The organism is Bradyrhizobium sp. 45, assembly GCF_023073155.1.
Taxonomy (GTDB): domain Bacteria; phylum Pseudomonadota; class Alphaproteobacteria; order Rhizobiales; family Xanthobacteraceae; genus Bradyrhizobium; species Bradyrhizobium canariense_D.
This window is the reverse complement of the sequence record NZ_JADPIX010000122.1, coordinates 268415-285059: the sequence shown is the minus strand read 5'-3', so window position 1 is coordinate 285059 and position 16645 is coordinate 268415. Positions and strand designations below refer to the sequence as shown.

Here is a 16645-nt window from a genome sequence, read left to right as displayed (position 1 = left end):
AACGACCGTCCTCCCAAACTATGCCCTGTGGTAATGGGTCCCGGCCTTCGCCGGACGACGCCGCCTAAAACGCCCCCGCCAGCTCGCGCGCGCCGGCGTTGTTGCTGTTGCTGTCCATCCTCGTATCCGTCACCGCCAGCAGCTTCGCCACCGTGTTGTGGCGGATCGCGACCGGGTTACGCTCGTAGCCGCCGCGCTGGAAGAAGTTCGAAGTCGGCACCTGCTCGCGCATTACCTGCGGCATTGTCACCATGTCGAGGCCGGTGCCGTCGCCGGTGAGGTTCATCATCTCGAGCTCGGCCGCGCTGAGCGGGCGGTTGTAGCCCTTGGCACGCGCGAACAGCACCGAGGTGAGCAGCTTGTGAGTCTGCAGCATCGGCCCGATATCGATGTCGAGCACCATGGCATGCATGGCCCAGCCCTGCGCGGTGTTGCCGATCTTCTCGTGCTCCGACCAGGTGTCGGGCACCGACTTGGCGTGCGCCACCATTTTCTTGAGCACAGTGAGCTTGTGCTCGAGCGACTGACGCGCCGGGCCTGAGGTCCGCGCCACCTTGTCAGAGAGAGCGCGGATGAATTCATGGCCTTGCTCGGCCAGCAGCTCGACGCTGTTGGTCGTCAGCAGCTGGTTGTAGCCCATCGCGGTCGAAATGGCGCGCTTGCCGCCATGTTCGATTCCCGCCTGCACGTCGTAACTGCCGGTGCCGCCGGTCTCGAACGCGTAGACCCGCACCGCCTGCTCGCGCGTCAGCCCCGAGGCCAGCGCGTAGCGTGCATAGACGCGCTTGAATTCGACTTCGTTGGCCGGCCGCTGTGGCGTGAACTGATAAAGCTCCTGCGCCGCGCGCAGCAGATCGGCGACCACCGGGATCGGCTTTTTCGTCGGGCGGTCCGGGGTTTCCTCCGGCTCCGGATTCACCGGCCGTTTCGGCCCGTTATAGAGCGGCGGATGCTCCAGCACGTAATCGTCGAGCGTGACCTGCTGCCCGCTGCGCCGCTTGGCATTACGGCCTTTCCGCTTCTCGGAGATCTGACTCCAATAGGCGCCGGCTTCCTCGTCAAAGGCCGCGCGCGCCGCCTGATACTCCTGCAGCTTGCGGCGATATTCCAGCACGGCGGGCGACACGCCGCCTTGCGCAAAGAACTGCGACAACAGCTGGGCATTGGCATTGCGGACGGCCGGCGGCAGCGCGTCGGATTCGCCGCCGCGCACGGCAGGCGCGAGCAGGACGAGCGCGAGTGGAACCAGTCTCACGGCATTTCGAATCGATTGATGCATGCTGCCCTCTTAGCAGGCATCCGGTAACTGTCACGTTAACGCGCCGTTTACCTCGTTTTCGCCCCTCGCATCATTTCCAGGCGAATACCGGCTGTTCCAGCTCGGTGACGCGGGTGTGCCGTCCTGCCAGCACTTCGCGGAACTGGTAGATCAGGGCCGCCGTCGGTGCGTGAATCAAGCTCGACTGATGATGGAAACGGATCACACGGCGCGTGCTCTCGGGGATCGCGACGAAATCGAAGGCGTCGGCGCGCTCGACCGTCGCAAGCGCGATGCGATGGACGGAGGCGACCTCGTCCGGGTTTGGTTTGATCGCGGCACTATCGGCGGCCCAGACCACGACCGGCGTGATCAGATAACCGGAGCGGGTCGGATAGTCATCGAGCGTGCCGAGCACCTCCGCGCCGGTGAGGCGCAGGCCAAGCTCCTCGTCGAGCTCGCGCAGTGCCGCCTGGACCGGCGTCTCGCCGGCATCGCAGCGTCCGCCGGGAAGAGCCCATTGGCCGCGATGGGCGCGCAGATGCGATGCGCGCAGCGTGAGCAGGAACGCCGTGTCATCGCGCTCGCTGGCTGCGGTCAGCGCAATCACCACAGCGGCACGCTTCAACGCCGCCGGCGCCTCATCCTCCGGCAGCCGCGTGAAGGCCGCACAGGCAGCCGCGATATTCCGCCGTGTGGCATCGTCGAACGGTCTCATCATGCTTGACTACACCACGTCCGGCTCCGATGAAACGAGATCGCACGACCCGCTCAGGAAATGGACGACATGACCAACAAGACCGCCGCGAGGCTGAAAGCAGACGGCTGGACCATCCTGGAGACCACGGGCTTCATGCACCTGATCGGCCCATTGTGGGAGCGCAAGGTCGACGGCCAGTACGAATTCGCACTTGCGACCGAGGACAAGCACCACAATCGCCGCGGCATGGTCCAGGGCGGCGTGATGATGACGTTCGCGGACCGTACCTGCGGCATGACTGCCCGCTATGTCTCGGGCAAGGAGTTCATGGCGACGGTGCAGCTCGACACACATTTCGTCGAAGCCGGCCAGATCGGCGACATCCTGATCTCCCGCCCGCGCGTGGTGCGCTCGACCCGCAGCCTGATCTTCATGAGCACCGAGGTGACGGTGGACGGCCGCTGCGTGGTGATGGCCAATGGTGTGTTCAAGATCTTGAAGGGGCCGGGGTAGGAGCGATACCCACCGCTGTCATTCCCCGCGCAGGCGGGGAATCCAGTACGCCGCGGCTTCTCGATTGAACTACAGCCCTCTCGGAATACTGGATCGCCCGGTCAAGCCGGGCGATGACAGCTGAGAGCGTAGCAAGCATCTCCGCCAACCGCGTCATTGCGAGCGCAGCGAAGCAATCCAGACTGCCGCCGCAGACGCATCTCTGGATTGCTTCGCTGCGCTCGCAATGACGGAGTGAGACGGTTATGCTGTCGCCAGAAGAAGCAGCAAGGACGCGCCCATGCAATACCGCCAACTCGGCCGCAGCGGCCTGAAAGTGTCGCCGATCTGCTTGGGCACCATGATGTTCGGCGGGCCGACCGATGAAGCCACCTCAAAGCGGATCATCGCGAAGGCGCACGAGGCCGGGGTCAATTTCATCGACACCGCCGACGCCTATTCCAAGGGCGCATCCGAACAGGTCGTGGGACGCGCCATCGGCAACAACCGTCACGCCTGGGTGCTGGCCACGAAACTCGCCAATCCCATGGGCGACGATCCCAACCGTGTCGGCCTGTCGCGACGCTGGGTCTTGCAAGCGGCGGATGAGAGCCTGAAGCGGCTCGGCACCGACCACATCGACATCTATTATCTGCACAAGGAAGACCATTCGACGCCGCTGGAGGAGACGGTGCGCGCGATGGGCGATTTGATCCGCGCCGGCAAGGTGCGCTATTTCGGCGTCTCGAACTACCGCGCCTGGCGCGTCGCCGAAATCTGCAACATCTGCGACCGGCTCGGCATCGACCGGCCCGCGGTGAGCCAACCCTATTACAACGCCATGAATCGCATGCCCGAAGTCGAGCACTTCCCGGCCTGCTCCTATTACGGCCTCGGCATCGTGCCCTATAGCCCCCTGGCGCGCGGCGTGCTGACCGGCAAATACACGCCCGACGCGGCTCCCGACAAGGAGACGCGCGCGGGCCGCAATGACACCCGCATGATGCAGACCGAATGGCGGCCGGAATCGCTCCAGCTGGCGCAGGAGATCAAGGCCCACGCCGAGAAAAATGGCATCACCGCAGGCCAGTTCGCGGTCGCCTGGGTGCTGAACTCCGCCTTTGTCTCCTCGATCGTTGCCGGCCCGCGCACCGAGGAGCAATGGGACGGCTATACCGGCGCGCTCGACTATCGCTTCACCGCCGAGGACGAGGCGCTGATCGACAGACTGGTCGTGCCGGGTCATCCCTCGACGCCAGGCTACAACGACCCGGCCTATCCGATTGAAGGACGTCGCGCGCGGACGGCCTGAGCCGGAGACAAGAATGGCCCTCGAAGATCGCTACGGCCTGCCGCTCTCTACCTCTTCGCCCAAGGCGGCGTCCGCTTATCGCGAAGGCGTCGACCTCATGCTCGCGGGCTGGACCGGCACGGCGGAAACCTTGGAGTGCGCGATTGCGGCCGATCCGGATTTTGCGCTGGCCCATATCGCCCGCGCCCGCCTGCATGGCTTCTATCAGCAAGGCGATCTGGCACGGCAGAAGGCGGCACTCGCCCGTGAGCTCGTGGCGACACGCGGCACGGAACGCGAGCGTTCGCATGTCGAGACGCTGGCGCTTTCAATTGAGGGCCGGCTGCCCGAGGCAATCGCGGCGACGATGAAGCACGTCGAGGCGTGGCCGCGCGATGCATTGGTGCTGTCGCTGCCGCTCGGCGCCTTCGGCCTGTTCGCGTTCTCCGGCATGGCCGATCACGACCGCGCCCGGCAGGAGCTGTGCGAGCGCGTCGCGCATGACTATGGCGAGGATTGGTGGTTCCTCACCATGTACGGCTGGGCGATGACCGAGAACGGCAATGTCAGTCGCGGCCGCGGTGTCACCGAGCGCGGCTTCGAGCTGCGCCGGCAGAATGCCCATGCCGTGCACGCCGTGCTGCATGCGATGTTCGAGGACGGTTCGATCGAAGCGGCCGACCGGCTCGTCGACGACTGGATCCCCTGTTACGACCGCGCCGGGATCTTGCACGGCCACATCCGCTGGCATCAGGCGCTCGGCGCGCTGGAGCATGGCGATGCCGCGCGGGCGCTCGCGATCTATGCCGATGTGCTGCAGCCAAAGGCCACACAGGCGCCGCCGCTCAATCTCGTCACCGACGGTGCGTCACTGCTCTGGCGCCTGTCGGCTTACGGCCACGTCGTGCCGAGAGCGCTCTGGGTCGAAGCCGATGCCACCGCGCAAAGACTGTTTCCGAAATCGAGCCTGCCCTTCGCCGATATCCACATGGCACTGTTCGCAGCCGCAACGCAAAATCGCGAGGCGCTTGTCGCGCGGTTGACCGCGATCGAGCAGCGGCTCGCCGATGGCAAGCTGCCGGCCGGCCCCGTCGTGCCGGCGGTCTGCCGCGCGCTGGCAGCCTTTGCGGACGAGGATTACGCGGCATGCGTGCAAATGCTCGCGCCGGTCCTCGACGAGGTCGTGCGTCTCGGCGGCAGCCACGCCCAGCGCGAGTTGATCGAGGACACTTTTGTCGTTGCCCTCATGCGCAGCGGCGACCTGCCGCGCGCCCGCGCCCTGCTCGACGCCCGCCTGCACCGCCGCCCATCCTTGCGCGATACGCGCTGGCGGGCGGCTATGGGGTAGCCCGCCACGAAAAAAACACCGGCCTGACGGCAAGTGCTGGCCGGGAATGGGTTGGGCGATATGGGCGAATTGCCGTTGGGGTGGCGCGGTGGTATTTCAGACGAGTCCGGCAGAACAAACGGGATCGCAACCAATTTACGGTTCGCTGGTTATCCGACGGGACTTTTCGGTCGTTCCCTGGCATGTGAGCCTTCCGATGCGCCTCTGCCGCCCCATCCTCGCTGCTGCCCTCGTCGCCACCTTGGTCCTCTTGGCAAGCCCTTGTTTTGCCGAGTCTTCCGCGCCGATTCCCGTCAACAATCCGCCCGGGCAACAGACCGCCTTTATCGACTTGCTGGCGCTGATGTCCGGCCACTGCAAGACGTTGAAGGTTGCCGGCCGCACCTTCCCCTGCAAGACGGTCGCCTACGCTCATGGTGACAAGGGCCGGGTCAATTTCACGGTCGCGGTCGACGATCCCGCTGATGACAATCACGTCGTGTCGTTCTCCGGCGAGAACGGCAAGCGCGCCGACGACAATTCCTACGAGCTGCCGATCGACCGCATGCTGCTCAACTCCAAGGACCGCCCCAAGGTCGACGGGCTGCCGGTGCCGGCCGAGCAGACCTCCACCGGCCTCTGCCGCCAGACCGGCAATTTCGCCGCCAAGAAGGTGAACGACGTCACCTGCTCCGCGACCGACAGCGAGGGCCGGAAGTACGAACTCCTGTTCGTCTCCGACGGCACGCCGGTGAGCGTGCGCCGCATCAGGCAGTCGGCGCCGTCGATCCAGGATCCGTTCAAATAGCTCCATCCGTTACGTGAACGCCTTTCCAGCGTCGCGAAGAAGGCGAGATTGACGGAATTCCTGGGCACCGGCAGCGGTCGGCCGCGCTGCGCGGCATGAACATGCTGGTGATGTAGGGCATGCGGCAGGGAATGCAGATCGCATCCTCGAAGACGCCAGGGTCGAATTCAGATGGCCGCGCACCAGCTGTGTGTCGAAGCCGAGATTGCTCACCGACGAATTCGCGCGCATCGTCACCACCGATGACGTGATTGCGTCATTCGCGGCAGAGTGATGGCAGAGTTGCGATCACGCCGGTGATGCGACAATAGATCTCAAGAGACGCACGCAGCCGCGCGAACCGGACCAATGTAACTGCGTCGTTTCGACGCCCGCACTGGCCGGAACGTGCCGGATGACCATGTGTTGTCACACGACATTCAACCGGAGTGATGACATGAAGTATCTCTTTGTCGCGATGGCCGTCGGTGCTGCGGCGCTTGTCGGCGGATCCGCGGCGAACGCGGCCAATCATTCAAGTGCGAAACAGAACGCGCCAGCCGCCCAGTCAACCGATATCAGCGCGCAGCACAGGCACCACCATCACGGCTATCGCCATCACTGGCGTCCTCACCACCATCACGGATTTCATCGTCCGCACTACCGGAGCTACGGCTATTATCCGCGGCACCACGGCTATTACGGCGGTGGACCGTACGGATATTACGGCGGCGGCGGTCCCAGCGTGACGTTCGGCTTCGGCGGCAGCCGCTGGTAAGACGAAAGGCAGCAAGACGAAGGGCTCGCGAAACGCGGGCCTTTCTTTGCTCGTCAGCCTATTCCCGCAAGATTATCCCCGCCGTCTGTTGACCGCTCGCCAGCGCCGCTTCGACTGTACCCATGTCGGCTCCGCGATAGAGCGCCTCGCCGGAGAACAGCACCGGACCGTCGGCGCGCGCAAGGATCGTTTGCGCCTCGCGCGTTCGCGGCGTCGCCCAGGAATAAGCGCCGCGGGCGTAGGGATCGTGCGCCCAGTTTGTCGCGACCGCGATGACGAGTTCGCGTGCGAGGTCTTGGCCCGACAGGCCAAAGACGATCGCAAGCGAATCGAGCCCGGTATCGATCAGCGCTTGCGGGTCGAGACGCGACAGCGCTGCCGTGCGCGGGCCGCCGAACCATCCGGTCAGCACGGGATGCCGGTTCGGATATTGCGTCCACCACACCGGGATGGCCTGGTCGGACAAAAGGAAGGCCATGTCCGCGAGCTCTTCCTTGCGCTCACGCCACCATGGCCGCCTGAAGCGCAGCAGGATTTTTATCACGTTACCGAAGCCGATATCGTCGGCCGCCGCCGCCTTCGCGCGCGCGCGGCTCGGCAGCCCGATCTCGCGCAACAACGGCAACGGAACGGTGATGATCACGCGATCGCAGCCCTGCACGTCGCCGCCGACACAGCGAACGACGATCGCGCCGCCCTCCTCCTCGATCGCCGACACCACGCAGCCGAAGCGAAACGTCACGCCAAGCTTGCGGCACTCGGCTGCCAGGAAGTCGATCATCCCACCATAGCCGCCCTTGATGCGCGCCTGCGGAGAGTGCCCGCCAGCCATCCATTCCTCGCGCAGCGCCAGCGTGGAGGCGGACTCGGGATCGGCCGCATCATAGCCCTCAACCATTCGCTCGATCGAATGGCGCAGCCGCGCATGCTCATCCCCGGCAAAATGCCGGCGCAGGAAATCGGCGACAGTGAGGTCGTCGTTCAATTCCCGGACCACGGCGTGCAGCTCAGCCTGATGCGGATCGTGGCGATCCTCGCGCACGATGTCAGCGCCGTCAAAGCCCCATCGCTCGCCCTCGATCTCCTGTAGGGACAGCCCGGCTTCACGCAGCAACGCGCGCGTGACCGGCGCCTCGCCGTGGACGAATTCGGCGCCGCCGTCGGCGGGGTAGCCGAACTCCGAAGCAGGCAGCGGGTGGATGCGGCCGCCGCAGCGCTCGCGCGCCTCCAGGATTGTCACGGTCCTGCCCGCGCGCGCCAGCTCGCGCGCCGCCATCAGACCGGCCGCGCCGGCACCGACAATGACGATATGCTCGGATGTTGCCGACATCTCGGTGCTGTTACTTGCCCACGGCCTGCGGATCGTTCTGGATCAGATAACGCAGCAGCAGGACGCCGCCACCGAGATCCCGCGTGCTCTCCAGCGTCATCGCGCTCAGCGGTGCGCGCCGGTCGCCGTCCGAGTCCGTGGAATCGAACACGAAGGGCGCGCCCTTGGCACCGTCGATCGCGGGACTGAGGATCAGGTTGAACTCGTCGATCAGGCCGGCACGCAGGAACGCGCCGTTGGCGACACCGCCGCCCTCCACCAGCAGGCGCTTCACGCCGAGCTCGCGGTTGAGGATGTCCAGCGTCAGCGCGAGGTCGATCTCGGACTTGCCGGCAAAGATATAGGACACGCCCTCGCCGCGGAGCCCCGCGAGATGCGAATCGGCGACGCTCTCGGTCAACACGACGACGATCGGATCGCCGCCGATATCGGAGCGGCCCCAGCCGATCTTGCCCTGCGCATCGAGCACGACGCCATAGGTTTTCGCGTCGCGTCGCACAAACCAGTTTTCGCGCGGAAATTTCGCGTCCGCCGTCGTGGGATAGGCATCGCCCTTGGCGAACTCCGAGCCGGTGATGCGGCCGATCACCCAGGCGTCGCCGCCGAGCTCGTCGTGGATCTTCTCGAACCAGTCCGTTCCTGCCCCCTTCGGGCGCCAGCGGCTCGGATGGGTGCGGCCGTCCAGACTCGAATGCATCAGGCAGATGACGTAAGGCTTCATGCGTATCTCCGGGCCGCGCTCAGGCAGCCGGCTCATTGCCCTTCTCATTCCCCGTGGCGCGATCGTTCACGATCAAAGCGAGGGGATTGAGCTTTGGCGGCGCGATGAGTTTCAGCGTGTTGGTGTCGCGATGGTTGAACGGCGCGCCGTGCACGAACAACTCGGTCTGGATCAGATAGGTCCAACTGCCGTCGTCGTTGAAGGTGATGTCGCAGCGGTAAGCATCGGTGCGGAACGCTTGTTCCAGAAAATCAGTCGAGCAGATCCCGTAAGCGGTGTCGCCGCGCTTGGCGGTCACGGAGATCTCCTTGTCGCCCGGCCCGGCCTTGCCCGACGCCAGCAGCACCTGCCCGCGCGGAATCGCCAGCGTCTGCATGATCAACCCGGTCGCGGGCTCCCACAACCAGTAGCCGACCTGGTCGTGGAAGGTGATGTCTTCCTCGGGCGTGTTGATGTGGATGTGATACCGCAGCCCATAGAGCAGCTGCGGCCCGTTGGCCTGCGGATCGATCGGGTCCATCCGGATGCGCTCGATGAAGGTCCGCCGCTCCGGCCCCTCGGCCTTCGGATTGATGTCGATACCCTTGTCGGCCTGCCAGACACCGGCGAGACGGCGGAGCGGGCCGAGATTGGCAAGTCCGTCGGGCGAGACGTCCTCGGGCTCGGTGACGATATCGGCGGGAAGGGGGAGCATGGGTGTCCTCGCGTCGTTGCGAGGCAGCAATAGCATGAGAGCGCGGGCGTGGCTCGTTCTCCAGCCTCACAATCGCGAATGGACATAGGCGCCACGCGCAGACGATGCATGACGCGAAGCGCCAGGACGCTTAGTGGCGGTGGTCCCGGACGATGGGTTGATTGCGATGGTCGCCCACGATGGGCTGGTCGCGATGGTCGCAGACGATGCGTCGTCGCGCTCGAGGGTGTAACCACGTCGCCAATGCGATCGCTGGATGGAGTTGTGCATGGAGTTCTGCCTTTCGCTTGGTGGATCACTGCGAGCTACCTGACAACAAGGTAGATTTTGCAATCGACGTCGAATCTGCCGCAGTTTTAATCAGACACCCGAGCGTCGGGCTTATGCAGCCAAGGCGTTGACGTTCCGTAATTCGTGAAAATCATGGCAGCTGCCCAGGAGAGCGTCATAAGCATTTGTGTTCGGTGTTCCCGTTTGCGCCACGGAATCACGATGATAAGATCACCTCAGGATTGTGAAATACACCATAGGCGACGAAGCCACTCCTAAACTAGCGTTCACGTGACGTCCGTTATTTTCAAGTGAGTGGTTTGGAATGCAGCAGGCTTCGGTCGAGAAGTTCTCGGACCTCATCGGCAGTGTCTATGATTGTGTGATCGCGCCGGAAGGCTGGACCGAAGTTCTAGATCAGATCTGCGCCCAGTTCGGCTTTGCCACCGGCGCGCTCTCGGTCGCCAGCCTCACCAACATGAAGGCCGTCGTCAATGCGGTCTCCGGGTCCGACCTGGCCCAGATGGCCCAGAACGGGGTCGGCTACGGCCCCGACATCATCGAGCTCTGGGGCGGCGCCGAACGCATTCGGCAATACCCGCTCGGCGAGCCGGTCGTTCAATCCCAAGCCGTCCGGCCGGACGTTATTTCCAGCAACCGCTACTATCGCGAATGGGCCATGCCCAGGGGCCTGTTCGACGCCGTTGCCGTCGGCCTCGTTCGCGACAGGACGATGGTTGGAAATGCGATATTCAGCCAGCATGAGTCGGCAGGCCGGATCGACGATGCGCAGGTCGACGGATTGCGCCTTCTGGCGCCTCACATCCGCCGCGCCGTGACGATCAGCAATCTGTTCGACATGAAGGCGGTGGAAGCCAACACATTCGCGGCGACGGTGGAGGCCCTGACGGTGGGCGTCGTCCTGGCCGACGAGGATTCGAAGATCGTTCACACCAACGCCGCAGCCGCGGCGATGCTCGCGGCCGGCGATCCGATCGTGGCAAGGCATGGCAGGATCGCGGTTCAATCCGCGGCGAGCACGGCCACATTGCAATCAGCCGTCGCGCAGGCGGCAAAGGACGAGGCGACGCTCGGGCAAAAAGGCATCGGCATCCCGATCCCTCGCCAAAGCGGTGAGCCTCTCGTCATCCACGTTCTGCCGCTGCGACGCAGCCACACACGATCCGGTCTGATCCAGAGCGCCGCTGCCGCCGTGTTCGTGACGTCAGCCTCCGGGCCGCCGCGATTGCTTCACGATGCGCTCAACCAGCTCTATGACCTGACGCCGGCCGAGATTCGCATCTTCGAGCTCATCTGCGAGGGACACACACGAGACGCAATCTCGGCCTTGCTCCGCGTTTCCGTCAGCACCGTGAAGAGCCATCTCATTCACGTCTTCGAAAAGACGGGCTGCCGGCGCCAGGTCGATCTGGTCAGGCTCGCGAAATCGCTGACGTTCCCGGTGTAACAGAAGACCGCGCTCAAGCCGCTTCCGACGTTGATCGCGCACGCTGCTCGAGCACGCCGATCGTCGAGACCAAATTGTCGCGTCGCGCGCGAAGATTCAGCGCAAGAAGCGGATAGGTCGGCTGAAGCACGTCAAACACCCCTGCTCTCGCCTCTTCCTCGAGAATGTCGGTGTTGATGAGTCTAACGCGCCACCACAAATCGGCGACCAACGCATCGAGCCGGAGTTCGCCGGCAGCACCAGAACGGGACATTTCTTGCATCACTTGCCTCAACCTGAAACGGCCTCTCTTCCAAGGCCAGACTTTGGTCCTGGCTGAGCAAGCAGAGTGCCAGCAACGGCGGGCGCGATCTGGTTCCGGAACGGATTGCTGCGCGAGCCGGCTGGTCAAGGCTTGGCGCTCAAGGCTTGGCGCTGGGCAAGATGTTGCCCGTGGAGAGCGAAAATGGTGCCCAGGGGCGGAATCGAACCACCGACACTGCGATTTTCAGTCGCATGCTCTACCAACTGAGCTACCTGGGCGTGCTCCAAAGAGGGGCCAAAGCCCATCGAGCGGGCGGTTTATAGTGGGCTGAAGGCTGCCTGTCCACCCACGCTTCGCCGATGGCTTCGCGGGGCGTGGCCCGGCTGTGCACAAGGCAGGACGTGGCTCGGAGGCAACGCCGCGTAGCGGTGCATCTACAATTTAAATGCTTGATAGAACAGGGTTATTCCTCTCCGTCTGCCTCGTCATCCCGGCCGGGAATGACATAGGAGCCTTTCAGCCAGCGGTTCAGATCGACGTCGCGGCAGCGCGAGGAGCAGAACGGGCGGGTGGCCTCGGACTGCGGCTTGCCGCAGATCGGACAGGTTTTGAGGGGGCTTGCGGGCTTTTTCACCTGGTCGTCCATAGGGTGCTCAGCTTACACGAGGTGAGAGAGTTCAAGAGCCCGTCGCCAAAGGGGTTCCTCCGGCGGAAGCGCAGGCGTCCCGGCCAGATTTCCGCGGGGCAATTCTACTGTGCATGGGGTTGTTTTCGCGATTTTTGCAGGAGCGGCTTTTCGGCTCAGACGGCGGTGGCGTTGAGCCAGCCGAAGCGGATCGGGAAACCTTCGCCGCCCAGCAGCGTGGTGGTCTCGTAGAGCGGCAGGCCGACCACGTTGGTGTAGGACCCCACCATCTTGACCACGAAGGAGCCGGCGATGCCCTGCACCGCGTAGCCGCCGGCTTTGCCGCGCCATTCGCCGGAGCCGATATAGGCCTGAATGTCGTCCTCCGAGAGGCGCTTGAAGCGGACGCGGGTCTCGACCAGGCGCTGGCGGAAGGCCTCGCGCGGCGTCACCAGGGTGATCGCGGTGTAGACGCGGTGGTTGCGACCCGACAGCAGCCGCAGGCACTGCGCGGCCTCGTCGACGAGGTTGGCTTTGGGCAAGATGCGGCGGCCGACCGCCACCACCGTGTCGGCGGAGAGGATGAAGGCGCCGCGCAGCTCGTCGTCAAGCTGCACCGATTTGAGCGCCGCATCCGCCTTGGCCCGCGCGAGCCGGTTGGCGCAGGCGCGCGGCAGCTCGCCCCGCTTCGGCGTCTCGTCGACGTCGGCGGGCCGGAGCGCGTCCGGCTCGATGCCGGCCTGGTTGAGCAGCGACAGGCGCCGCGGCGAACCGGAGGCGAGAACGAATTTGGGGCGGCCGAGCATCAGGTGATTTGGGGAATGAAGCAGGGGGTGAATTGCGCGCGGAACCTATCGGACGGGGGCTGATTTCACAACCCGGGAACCCGGACTTTACTGATTCGACGGGTACAGGATGCGTGTGCCTGCAGTCTGTGACGCGGGTGTTACGGGCGCCGAATGCTACCCGTTCGCCGCGCCCACCTTCGAAAACCGCCGGCGGATGCGCAGCAGGAGCTGGTCGCAGACGTCGCGATAGGCAGCCAACTTCTGGTCGCGGCTGCCTTCCATGGTGGTGGGATCATGCGTCGGCCAATACTCGACGTCGGCGGCAAGCGTGCGGGTCAGCTCCAGCGCCTTGTGATGCGCCTCCGGCGACAGCGTGATGATCAGGTCGAAATTCAACCCCTCCCAATCCTCCAGTTCCTCGAAGGTCTGAGGCTTGTGGGCGGAGATGTCCTGGCCGAGCTCGGCCATCACGGACACCGCGAACGGATCGAGTTCGCCGCGCCTGGCGCCGGCCGATTTCACGTAGAGCCCTTGCGGAAACATGTGCCGCAGCAGGCTCTCGGCCATCGGCGAGCGCACGCTGTTCATGGCGCAAGCGAACAGCACCGATTGCGGATCGCGTGCGCGTGGCGGACCCGCCATCGCGCTTAACCCTTCCAGTGCAGAACGGTAATGAGCGTGAACAGCCGGCGCGAGGTCTCGAAATCGACCCGCACCTTGCCCTTCAGCCGCTCCTGCAGCGTGCGCGAGCCCTCGTCATGGATGCCGCGGCGGCCCATGTCGATGGCCTCGATCTTGTCCGGCGTCGCTGTGCGGATCGCCTGATAGTAGCTGTCGCAGATCATGAAATAGTCCTTCACGATCCGCCGGAACGGCGTCAGCGACAACAGATGCGCGACCACGGGCGTGCCGTCCTCGCGACGGATGTCGAACATCAGCCGGCTGCCGGTGATCCCGATATGCAGCGTGAACGGCCCCTTCCCGTCGGCGCCCTCCGGCGCGAACAGGTTCTGCTCGATCAAATCGTAGATCGCGATCGCGCGCTCATGCTCGATGTCAGGCCCGGAACGGCCGATCGAGTCCTCGTCGAGCGTGACGCCGACGATGCGATTGGTCGAGTCGTCCTGTTCGGGCGGCTGGGTCATGACAAATTGAGGCGCAATCCAATCGAGCGCGAATGGGCATCTAGCCCCTCCGCCTTGCCGAGAATCATCGCGGCTGGTCCCAGCGCACGCAGCTGATCCGGGCCGCATTTCAGGATCGAGGTGCGCTTGAGGAAATCGTGCACCGAGAGCCCCGACGAGAATCGTGCCGAGCGCGCCGTCGGCAGCACATGGTTGGAGCCGCCGACATAGTCCCCGATCGCCTCCGGCGTATGCGGCCCGAGGAACACGGCGCCGGCGTTGCGGATTTTTGCGGCGAGCGCGTCGGGATCTTGCGTCATGATCTCGAGATGTTCGGCGGCAATCGCATCCGCGAGCGGAATGGCGTCGTTGAGGTTCTTCACCATGATGATGGCGCCGAAATCGGCCCACGAGGCGCTGGCGATTACGGCGCGCGGCAGCGTCTTCAACTGCGCCTCGACGGCTTTTTCGACATCGGCGGCAAGGCGCGCGGAATCGGTAATCAGGATCGACTGCGCGCTGGCATCGTGCTCAGCCTGGGCCAGCAGGTCGGCGGCAATCCAGTCGGCATTGCCGGTGTCATCGGCGATGACGAGCACCTCGGAGGGACCCGCGATCATGTCGATGCCGACCTTGCCGAAGACCAGCCGCTTTGCCGCGGCGACATATGCATTGCCGGGGCCGACGATCTTGGCGACGGGCGCGATCGTCGCGGTGCCATGGGCGAGCGCGGCCACCGCCTGCGCACCGCCGACGCGATAGATCTCGGTGACGCCACCAAGCTTTGCCGCCGCCAGCACCAGCGGATTGAGCTTGCCGTCGGGCGAGGGCACCACCATGACGAGACGCGTCACGCCGGCGACCTTTGCCGGCACCGCATTCATCAGCACCGAGGACGGATAGGCCGCGGTGCCGCCGGGCACGTAGAGGCCGGCGGATTCGATCGCGGTGTAGCGCCAGCCGAGCTCGACGCCGAGCTGATCGGTGAAGCGCTCGTCCTTCGGCAGTTGGCGGCGGTGATAGGTCTCGATGCGATCGCGCGCGAGCTTGAGCGCATCCAGCGTCGCTGCATCACAGGCTTTCACCGCGGCCTCGATCTCGGCGGCGGTGACGCGCAGGTCGGATGCATCGAGCGTCAACCGGTCGAACTTTGCCGTGGCCTCGAGCAAGGCGGCATCGCCCCGCTTCGCCACGTCGTCGACGATGGCACGCGCGGCCGCCTCGACATCGGCCGAGGCCTCGCGCTTGGCGGCGAGGAAGGCCCCGAATCGCTGGTCAAAATCGGCGCTGCTGCGGTCGAGACGAACGGGCATCTTGGCTTCTAACTGGTTTTTGGGGGCGCGGTTTGGCTCACCAGGCCCCTGCTCAATGGCGCGGCGGGGAAGCTGCGTCAACCCTTGAGCCGGGCCGCTCCCCTCCGGCGTCGTCCTGGCGAAACCGGAAGGCGTGGCGTTGGCATGCCACCTCACCCCTCGCCTTCAGCCTCCAACCCCGTCCCCAGCTGATCCGCCCCCAGATCAGTCAGCTCGCATTCCAGGCATTCGACGTCGAGGCGGATGGCGCCGCCTTGGGCAAACAGCAGCAGGGCGCTCCCGCCGGGGGCGTCCTGGCCGTGGAATTCGATGCCGACAAGGTCCAGGACAGTGTCCGGCGCGTCGAGGTCGATGTCGCGCGACTTGCAGGCGAGCACGCGGTCGAACCGGAGAGCCGCCACCAGCCTGCGCGGCTCGGCTTCGCCGTCCAGCGTCTGCTCCCAGTCCAACCGGCTCATGCCGACGACCAGCCGCTTTTCACTTTGCCGCCAGATGATGTCCGAGGGCTGCACGCGGGCGTCCTGGACGTGGGCCGAGATTACGGAGAGGTCGTCGGCGTCGAGTGCGATCAGTTTGAGCTGGGGAGACATCGACGGCGCTTTCTCCTTCGGGCGGATAGGGCTCAACGCGCGCGGGCGGCGAAATTTCCCTAGAACTAATGCCCTACGGGACTAGAGGCTATTGATATCCTCCATCTCCAGCACCTTTCGCGGATACCCCTCCCGCGCAACCCGGATCATGGCGCGGCCGATCTGCTCGGTCGAGGTAACGAGCCGCGGCGAGAGCCGGCGCAGCACCGACCACAGCGGCCAACTTGCTGCATACACGGCCTGCACCCACGCAGTCTTGGAGCGGGCACCGTGGAGCGGTTGGATCGCACCGGGCCGGAACATGTAGGCCGCCTTGAATGGCAGCTTGAGCAGGTCGTTCTCGGTCTTGCCCTTGATCCGCGCCCACATCCGCGAACCCTGCTCGGTGGAATCAGTGCCGGCGCCCGTGACATAGACGAATGTCATCTGCGGATTGAGCCGTGCCAGCGCGGTCGCCGCTGCGAGCGTGATGTCATAGGTCAGATGGCGGTAGCGCTCCTCGCTCATGCCGATCGAGGAGACGCCGAGGCAGAAGAAGCAGGCATCGAAGCCGGTGAGCTGCGCTTCGATCGCCGAGTAGTCCGTGAACTCGCCGTGTGTGATCTCGGTGAGCTTGGCGTGGCGCACGCCGGTCGGGCTGCGGCCGACCACGAGCACGCGATCGATGCGGGCATCGATCAGGCATTCGCGCAAGACGCCCTGCCCGACCATGCCGGTCGCGCCGAAGATGATGATCTGCATCGGGATCTCCCCGCAGCGCGCCTTCCGCGGCAGACTGACTAATGAAAGGCTGCAACCACCGGCTCACACGCGACTGGAACGTGTTCGCACCCGGCCGGTTCGAA

General features: G+C 64.9%; 19 protein-coding genes, 1 tRNA gene and 1 pseudogene. 6 read left to right on the top strand and 15 right to left on the bottom strand.

The annotated features are described in order from the left end of the window. Positions 1 to 64 precede the first annotated feature (64 nt). A complete protein-coding gene (locus IVB42_RS21670; protein ID WP_018453123.1) occupies positions 65 to 1279 on the bottom strand; it encodes a hypothetical protein in 1215 nt (404 codons plus the stop codon). 70 nt (positions 1280 to 1349) lie between these two features. After that, positions 1350 to 1979: a CoA pyrophosphatase gene (locus IVB42_RS21665; RefSeq protein WP_018453122.1), complete on the bottom strand. Its 630-nt coding sequence runs from the start codon at positions 1977 to 1979 to the stop codon at positions 1350 to 1352. Positions 1980 to 2045: 66 nt separating this feature from the next. On the opposite strand from IVB42_RS21665, the gene IVB42_RS21660 reads away from it, so the two are divergent. From IVB42_RS21660 to IVB42_RS21645, 4 genes are all read left to right on the top strand, one after another. Continuing rightward, the gene (locus IVB42_RS21660; protein ID WP_026232466.1) at positions 2046 to 2471 is read left to right on the top strand and encodes a PaaI family thioesterase; all 426 of its coding nucleotides are present in this window, start codon (positions 2046 to 2048) and stop codon (positions 2469 to 2471) included. A gap of 280 nt (positions 2472 to 2751) precedes the next feature. Continuing rightward, complete coding sequence (locus IVB42_RS21655; protein WP_018453120.1) at positions 2752 to 3762, top strand: aldo/keto reductase; 1011 nt, start codon at positions 2752 to 2754, stop codon at positions 3760 to 3762. Positions 3763 to 3775: 13 nt separating this feature from the next. Then, positions 3776 to 5089 carry a tetratricopeptide repeat protein gene (locus IVB42_RS21650; RefSeq protein ID WP_247299245.1) on the top strand — a complete coding sequence of 438 codons (1314 nt, stop codon included), beginning with the start codon at positions 3776 to 3778 and terminating at the stop codon, positions 5087 to 5089. A gap of 196 nt (positions 5090 to 5285) precedes the next feature. After that, positions 5286 to 5876, top strand: coding sequence for a hypothetical protein (locus IVB42_RS21645; RefSeq protein WP_018453119.1), 591 nt, complete (start codon positions 5286 to 5288; stop codon positions 5874 to 5876). 32 nt (positions 5877 to 5908) lie between these two features. Here IVB42_RS21645 and IVB42_RS21640 read toward each other — a convergent pair. Beyond that, positions 5909 to 6042: pseudogene (locus IVB42_RS21640) on the bottom strand (oleate hydratase); the annotation flags it as partial. A gap of 270 nt (positions 6043 to 6312) precedes the next feature. Between IVB42_RS21640 and IVB42_RS21635 the strand changes: the two are divergent. Further along, on the top strand, positions 6313 to 6633 hold the full coding sequence (locus tag IVB42_RS21635; RefSeq protein WP_018453118.1) for a hypothetical protein: 321 nt from the start codon (positions 6313 to 6315) through the stop codon (positions 6631 to 6633). Between the two features lie 58 nt (positions 6634 to 6691). On the opposite strand, the gene IVB42_RS21630 is transcribed toward IVB42_RS21635, so the two are convergent. Genes IVB42_RS21630 through IVB42_RS21620 form a run of 3 tightly spaced genes read right to left on the bottom strand, consistent with a single transcriptional unit; the run spans position 6692 to position 9378 of the window. Beyond that, positions 6692 to 7963 (bottom strand): NAD(P)/FAD-dependent oxidoreductase, encoded by a 1272-nt coding sequence (locus IVB42_RS21630; protein ID WP_018453117.1) that lies wholly within the window; start codon positions 7961 to 7963, stop codon positions 6692 to 6694. A gap of 10 nt (positions 7964 to 7973) precedes the next feature. After that, entirely contained in the window at positions 7974 to 8684 is a 711-nt protein-coding gene (locus IVB42_RS21625) for a dihydrofolate reductase family protein (protein WP_026232465.1), read from the bottom strand. A gap of 19 nt (positions 8685 to 8703) precedes the next feature. After that, positions 8704 to 9378, bottom strand: coding sequence for a heme-binding beta-barrel domain-containing protein (locus tag IVB42_RS21620; RefSeq protein WP_247471230.1), 675 nt, complete (start codon positions 9376 to 9378; stop codon positions 8704 to 8706). Positions 9379 to 9973: 595 nt separating this feature from the next. Here IVB42_RS21620 and IVB42_RS21615 point away from each other — a divergent pair. Next, complete coding sequence (locus tag IVB42_RS21615; RefSeq protein WP_018453114.1) at positions 9974 to 11116, top strand: helix-turn-helix transcriptional regulator; 1143 nt, start codon at positions 9974 to 9976, stop codon at positions 11114 to 11116. Between the two features lie 13 nt (positions 11117 to 11129). Here the strand turns inward: IVB42_RS21615 and IVB42_RS21610 are convergent, their stop codons facing one another. The 9 genes from IVB42_RS21610 to IVB42_RS21570 form a co-directional block, all read right to left on the bottom strand. Beyond that, positions 11130 to 11378, bottom strand: a complete 249-nt coding sequence (locus IVB42_RS21610) for a hypothetical protein (RefSeq protein WP_007615460.1) — start codon at positions 11376 to 11378, stop codon at positions 11130 to 11132. A 184-nt stretch (positions 11379 to 11562) separates the two neighbouring features. Next, positions 11563 to 11638 (bottom strand) — tRNA-Phe (locus IVB42_RS21605). A 185-nt stretch (positions 11639 to 11823) separates the two neighbouring features. Beyond that, positions 11824 to 12006, bottom strand: coding sequence for a DNA gyrase inhibitor YacG (yacG, locus tag IVB42_RS21600; RefSeq protein ID WP_007597555.1), 183 nt, complete (start codon positions 12004 to 12006; stop codon positions 11824 to 11826). Positions 12007 to 12161: 155 nt separating this feature from the next. Further along, positions 12162 to 12791: a Maf-like protein gene (locus IVB42_RS21595; protein WP_007597557.1), complete on the bottom strand. Its 630-nt coding sequence runs from the start codon at positions 12789 to 12791 to the stop codon at positions 12162 to 12164. A gap of 156 nt (positions 12792 to 12947) precedes the next feature. Then, complete coding sequence (locus tag IVB42_RS21590) at positions 12948 to 13415, bottom strand: low molecular weight phosphatase family protein (protein ID WP_018453112.1); 468 nt, start codon at positions 13413 to 13415, stop codon at positions 12948 to 12950. A 5-nt stretch (positions 13416 to 13420) separates the two neighbouring features. Next, positions 13421 to 13918: a UPF0262 family protein gene (locus tag IVB42_RS21585; RefSeq protein ID WP_018453111.1), complete on the bottom strand. Its 498-nt coding sequence runs from the start codon at positions 13916 to 13918 to the stop codon at positions 13421 to 13423. Beyond that, a complete protein-coding gene (gene hisD / locus IVB42_RS21580; protein ID WP_018453110.1) occupies positions 13915 to 15210 on the bottom strand; it encodes a histidinol dehydrogenase in 1296 nt (431 codons plus the stop codon). The genes IVB42_RS21585 and hisD overlap by 4 nt, the downstream gene beginning before the upstream one ends. 152 nt (positions 15211 to 15362) lie before the next feature. Next, positions 15363 to 15800: a DUF2948 family protein gene (locus IVB42_RS21575; protein ID WP_026232464.1), complete on the bottom strand. Its 438-nt coding sequence runs from the start codon at positions 15798 to 15800 to the stop codon at positions 15363 to 15365. 81 nt (positions 15801 to 15881) lie between these two features. Next, positions 15882 to 16541 (bottom strand): NAD(P)H-binding protein, encoded by a 660-nt coding sequence (locus IVB42_RS21570; RefSeq protein WP_018453108.1) that lies wholly within the window; start codon positions 16539 to 16541, stop codon positions 15882 to 15884. Positions 16542 to 16645: the final 104 nt, after the last annotated feature.

Coding starts and splice junctions, on each gene's coding strand:
- IVB42_RS21670 (WP_018453123.1), bottom strand. CDS start 1,279: ATGCATCAATCGATTCGAAATGCCGTGAGACTGGTTCCACTCGCGCTC.
- IVB42_RS21665 (WP_018453122.1), bottom strand. CDS start 1,979: ATGATGAGACCGTTCGACGATGCCACACGGCGGAATATCGCGGCTGCC.
- IVB42_RS21660 (WP_026232466.1), top strand. CDS start 2,046: ATGACCAACAAGACCGCCGCGAGGCTGAAAGCAGACGGCTGGACCATC.
- IVB42_RS21655 (WP_018453120.1), top strand. CDS start 2,752: ATGCAATACCGCCAACTCGGCCGCAGCGGCCTGAAAGTGTCGCCGATC.
- IVB42_RS21650 (WP_247299245.1), top strand. CDS start 3,776: ATGGCCCTCGAAGATCGCTACGGCCTGCCGCTCTCTACCTCTTCGCCC.
- IVB42_RS21645 (WP_018453119.1), top strand. CDS start 5,286: ATGCGCCTCTGCCGCCCCATCCTCGCTGCTGCCCTCGTCGCCACCTTG.
- IVB42_RS21635 (WP_018453118.1), top strand. CDS start 6,313: ATGAAGTATCTCTTTGTCGCGATGGCCGTCGGTGCTGCGGCGCTTGTC.
- IVB42_RS21630 (WP_018453117.1), bottom strand. CDS start 7,963: ATGTCGGCAACATCCGAGCATATCGTCATTGTCGGTGCCGGCGCGGCC.
- IVB42_RS21625 (WP_026232465.1), bottom strand. CDS start 8,684: ATGAAGCCTTACGTCATCTGCCTGATGCATTCGAGTCTGGACGGCCGC.
- IVB42_RS21620 (WP_247471230.1), bottom strand. CDS start 9,378: ATGCTCCCCCTTCCCGCCGATATCGTCACCGAGCCCGAGGACGTCTCG.
- IVB42_RS21615 (WP_018453114.1), top strand. CDS start 9,974: ATGCAGCAGGCTTCGGTCGAGAAGTTCTCGGACCTCATCGGCAGTGTC.
- IVB42_RS21610 (WP_007615460.1), bottom strand. CDS start 11,378: ATGCAAGAAATGTCCCGTTCTGGTGCTGCCGGCGAACTCCGGCTCGAT.
- yacG (WP_007597555.1), bottom strand. CDS start 12,006: ATGGACGACCAGGTGAAAAAGCCCGCAAGCCCCCTCAAAACCTGTCCG.
- IVB42_RS21595 (WP_007597557.1), bottom strand. CDS start 12,791: ATGCTCGGCCGCCCCAAATTCGTTCTCGCCTCCGGTTCGCCGCGGCGC.
- IVB42_RS21590 (WP_018453112.1), bottom strand. CDS start 13,415: ATGGCGGGTCCGCCACGCGCACGCGATCCGCAATCGGTGCTGTTCGCT.
- IVB42_RS21585 (WP_018453111.1), bottom strand. CDS start 13,918: ATGACCCAGCCGCCCGAACAGGACGACTCGACCAATCGCATCGTCGGC.
- hisD (WP_018453110.1), bottom strand. CDS start 15,210: ATGCCCGTTCGTCTCGACCGCAGCAGCGCCGATTTTGACCAGCGATTC.
- IVB42_RS21575 (WP_026232464.1), bottom strand. CDS start 15,800: ATGTCTCCCCAGCTCAAACTGATCGCACTCGACGCCGACGACCTCTCC.
- IVB42_RS21570 (WP_018453108.1), bottom strand. CDS start 16,541: ATGCAGATCATCATCTTCGGCGCGACCGGCATGGTCGGGCAGGGCGTC.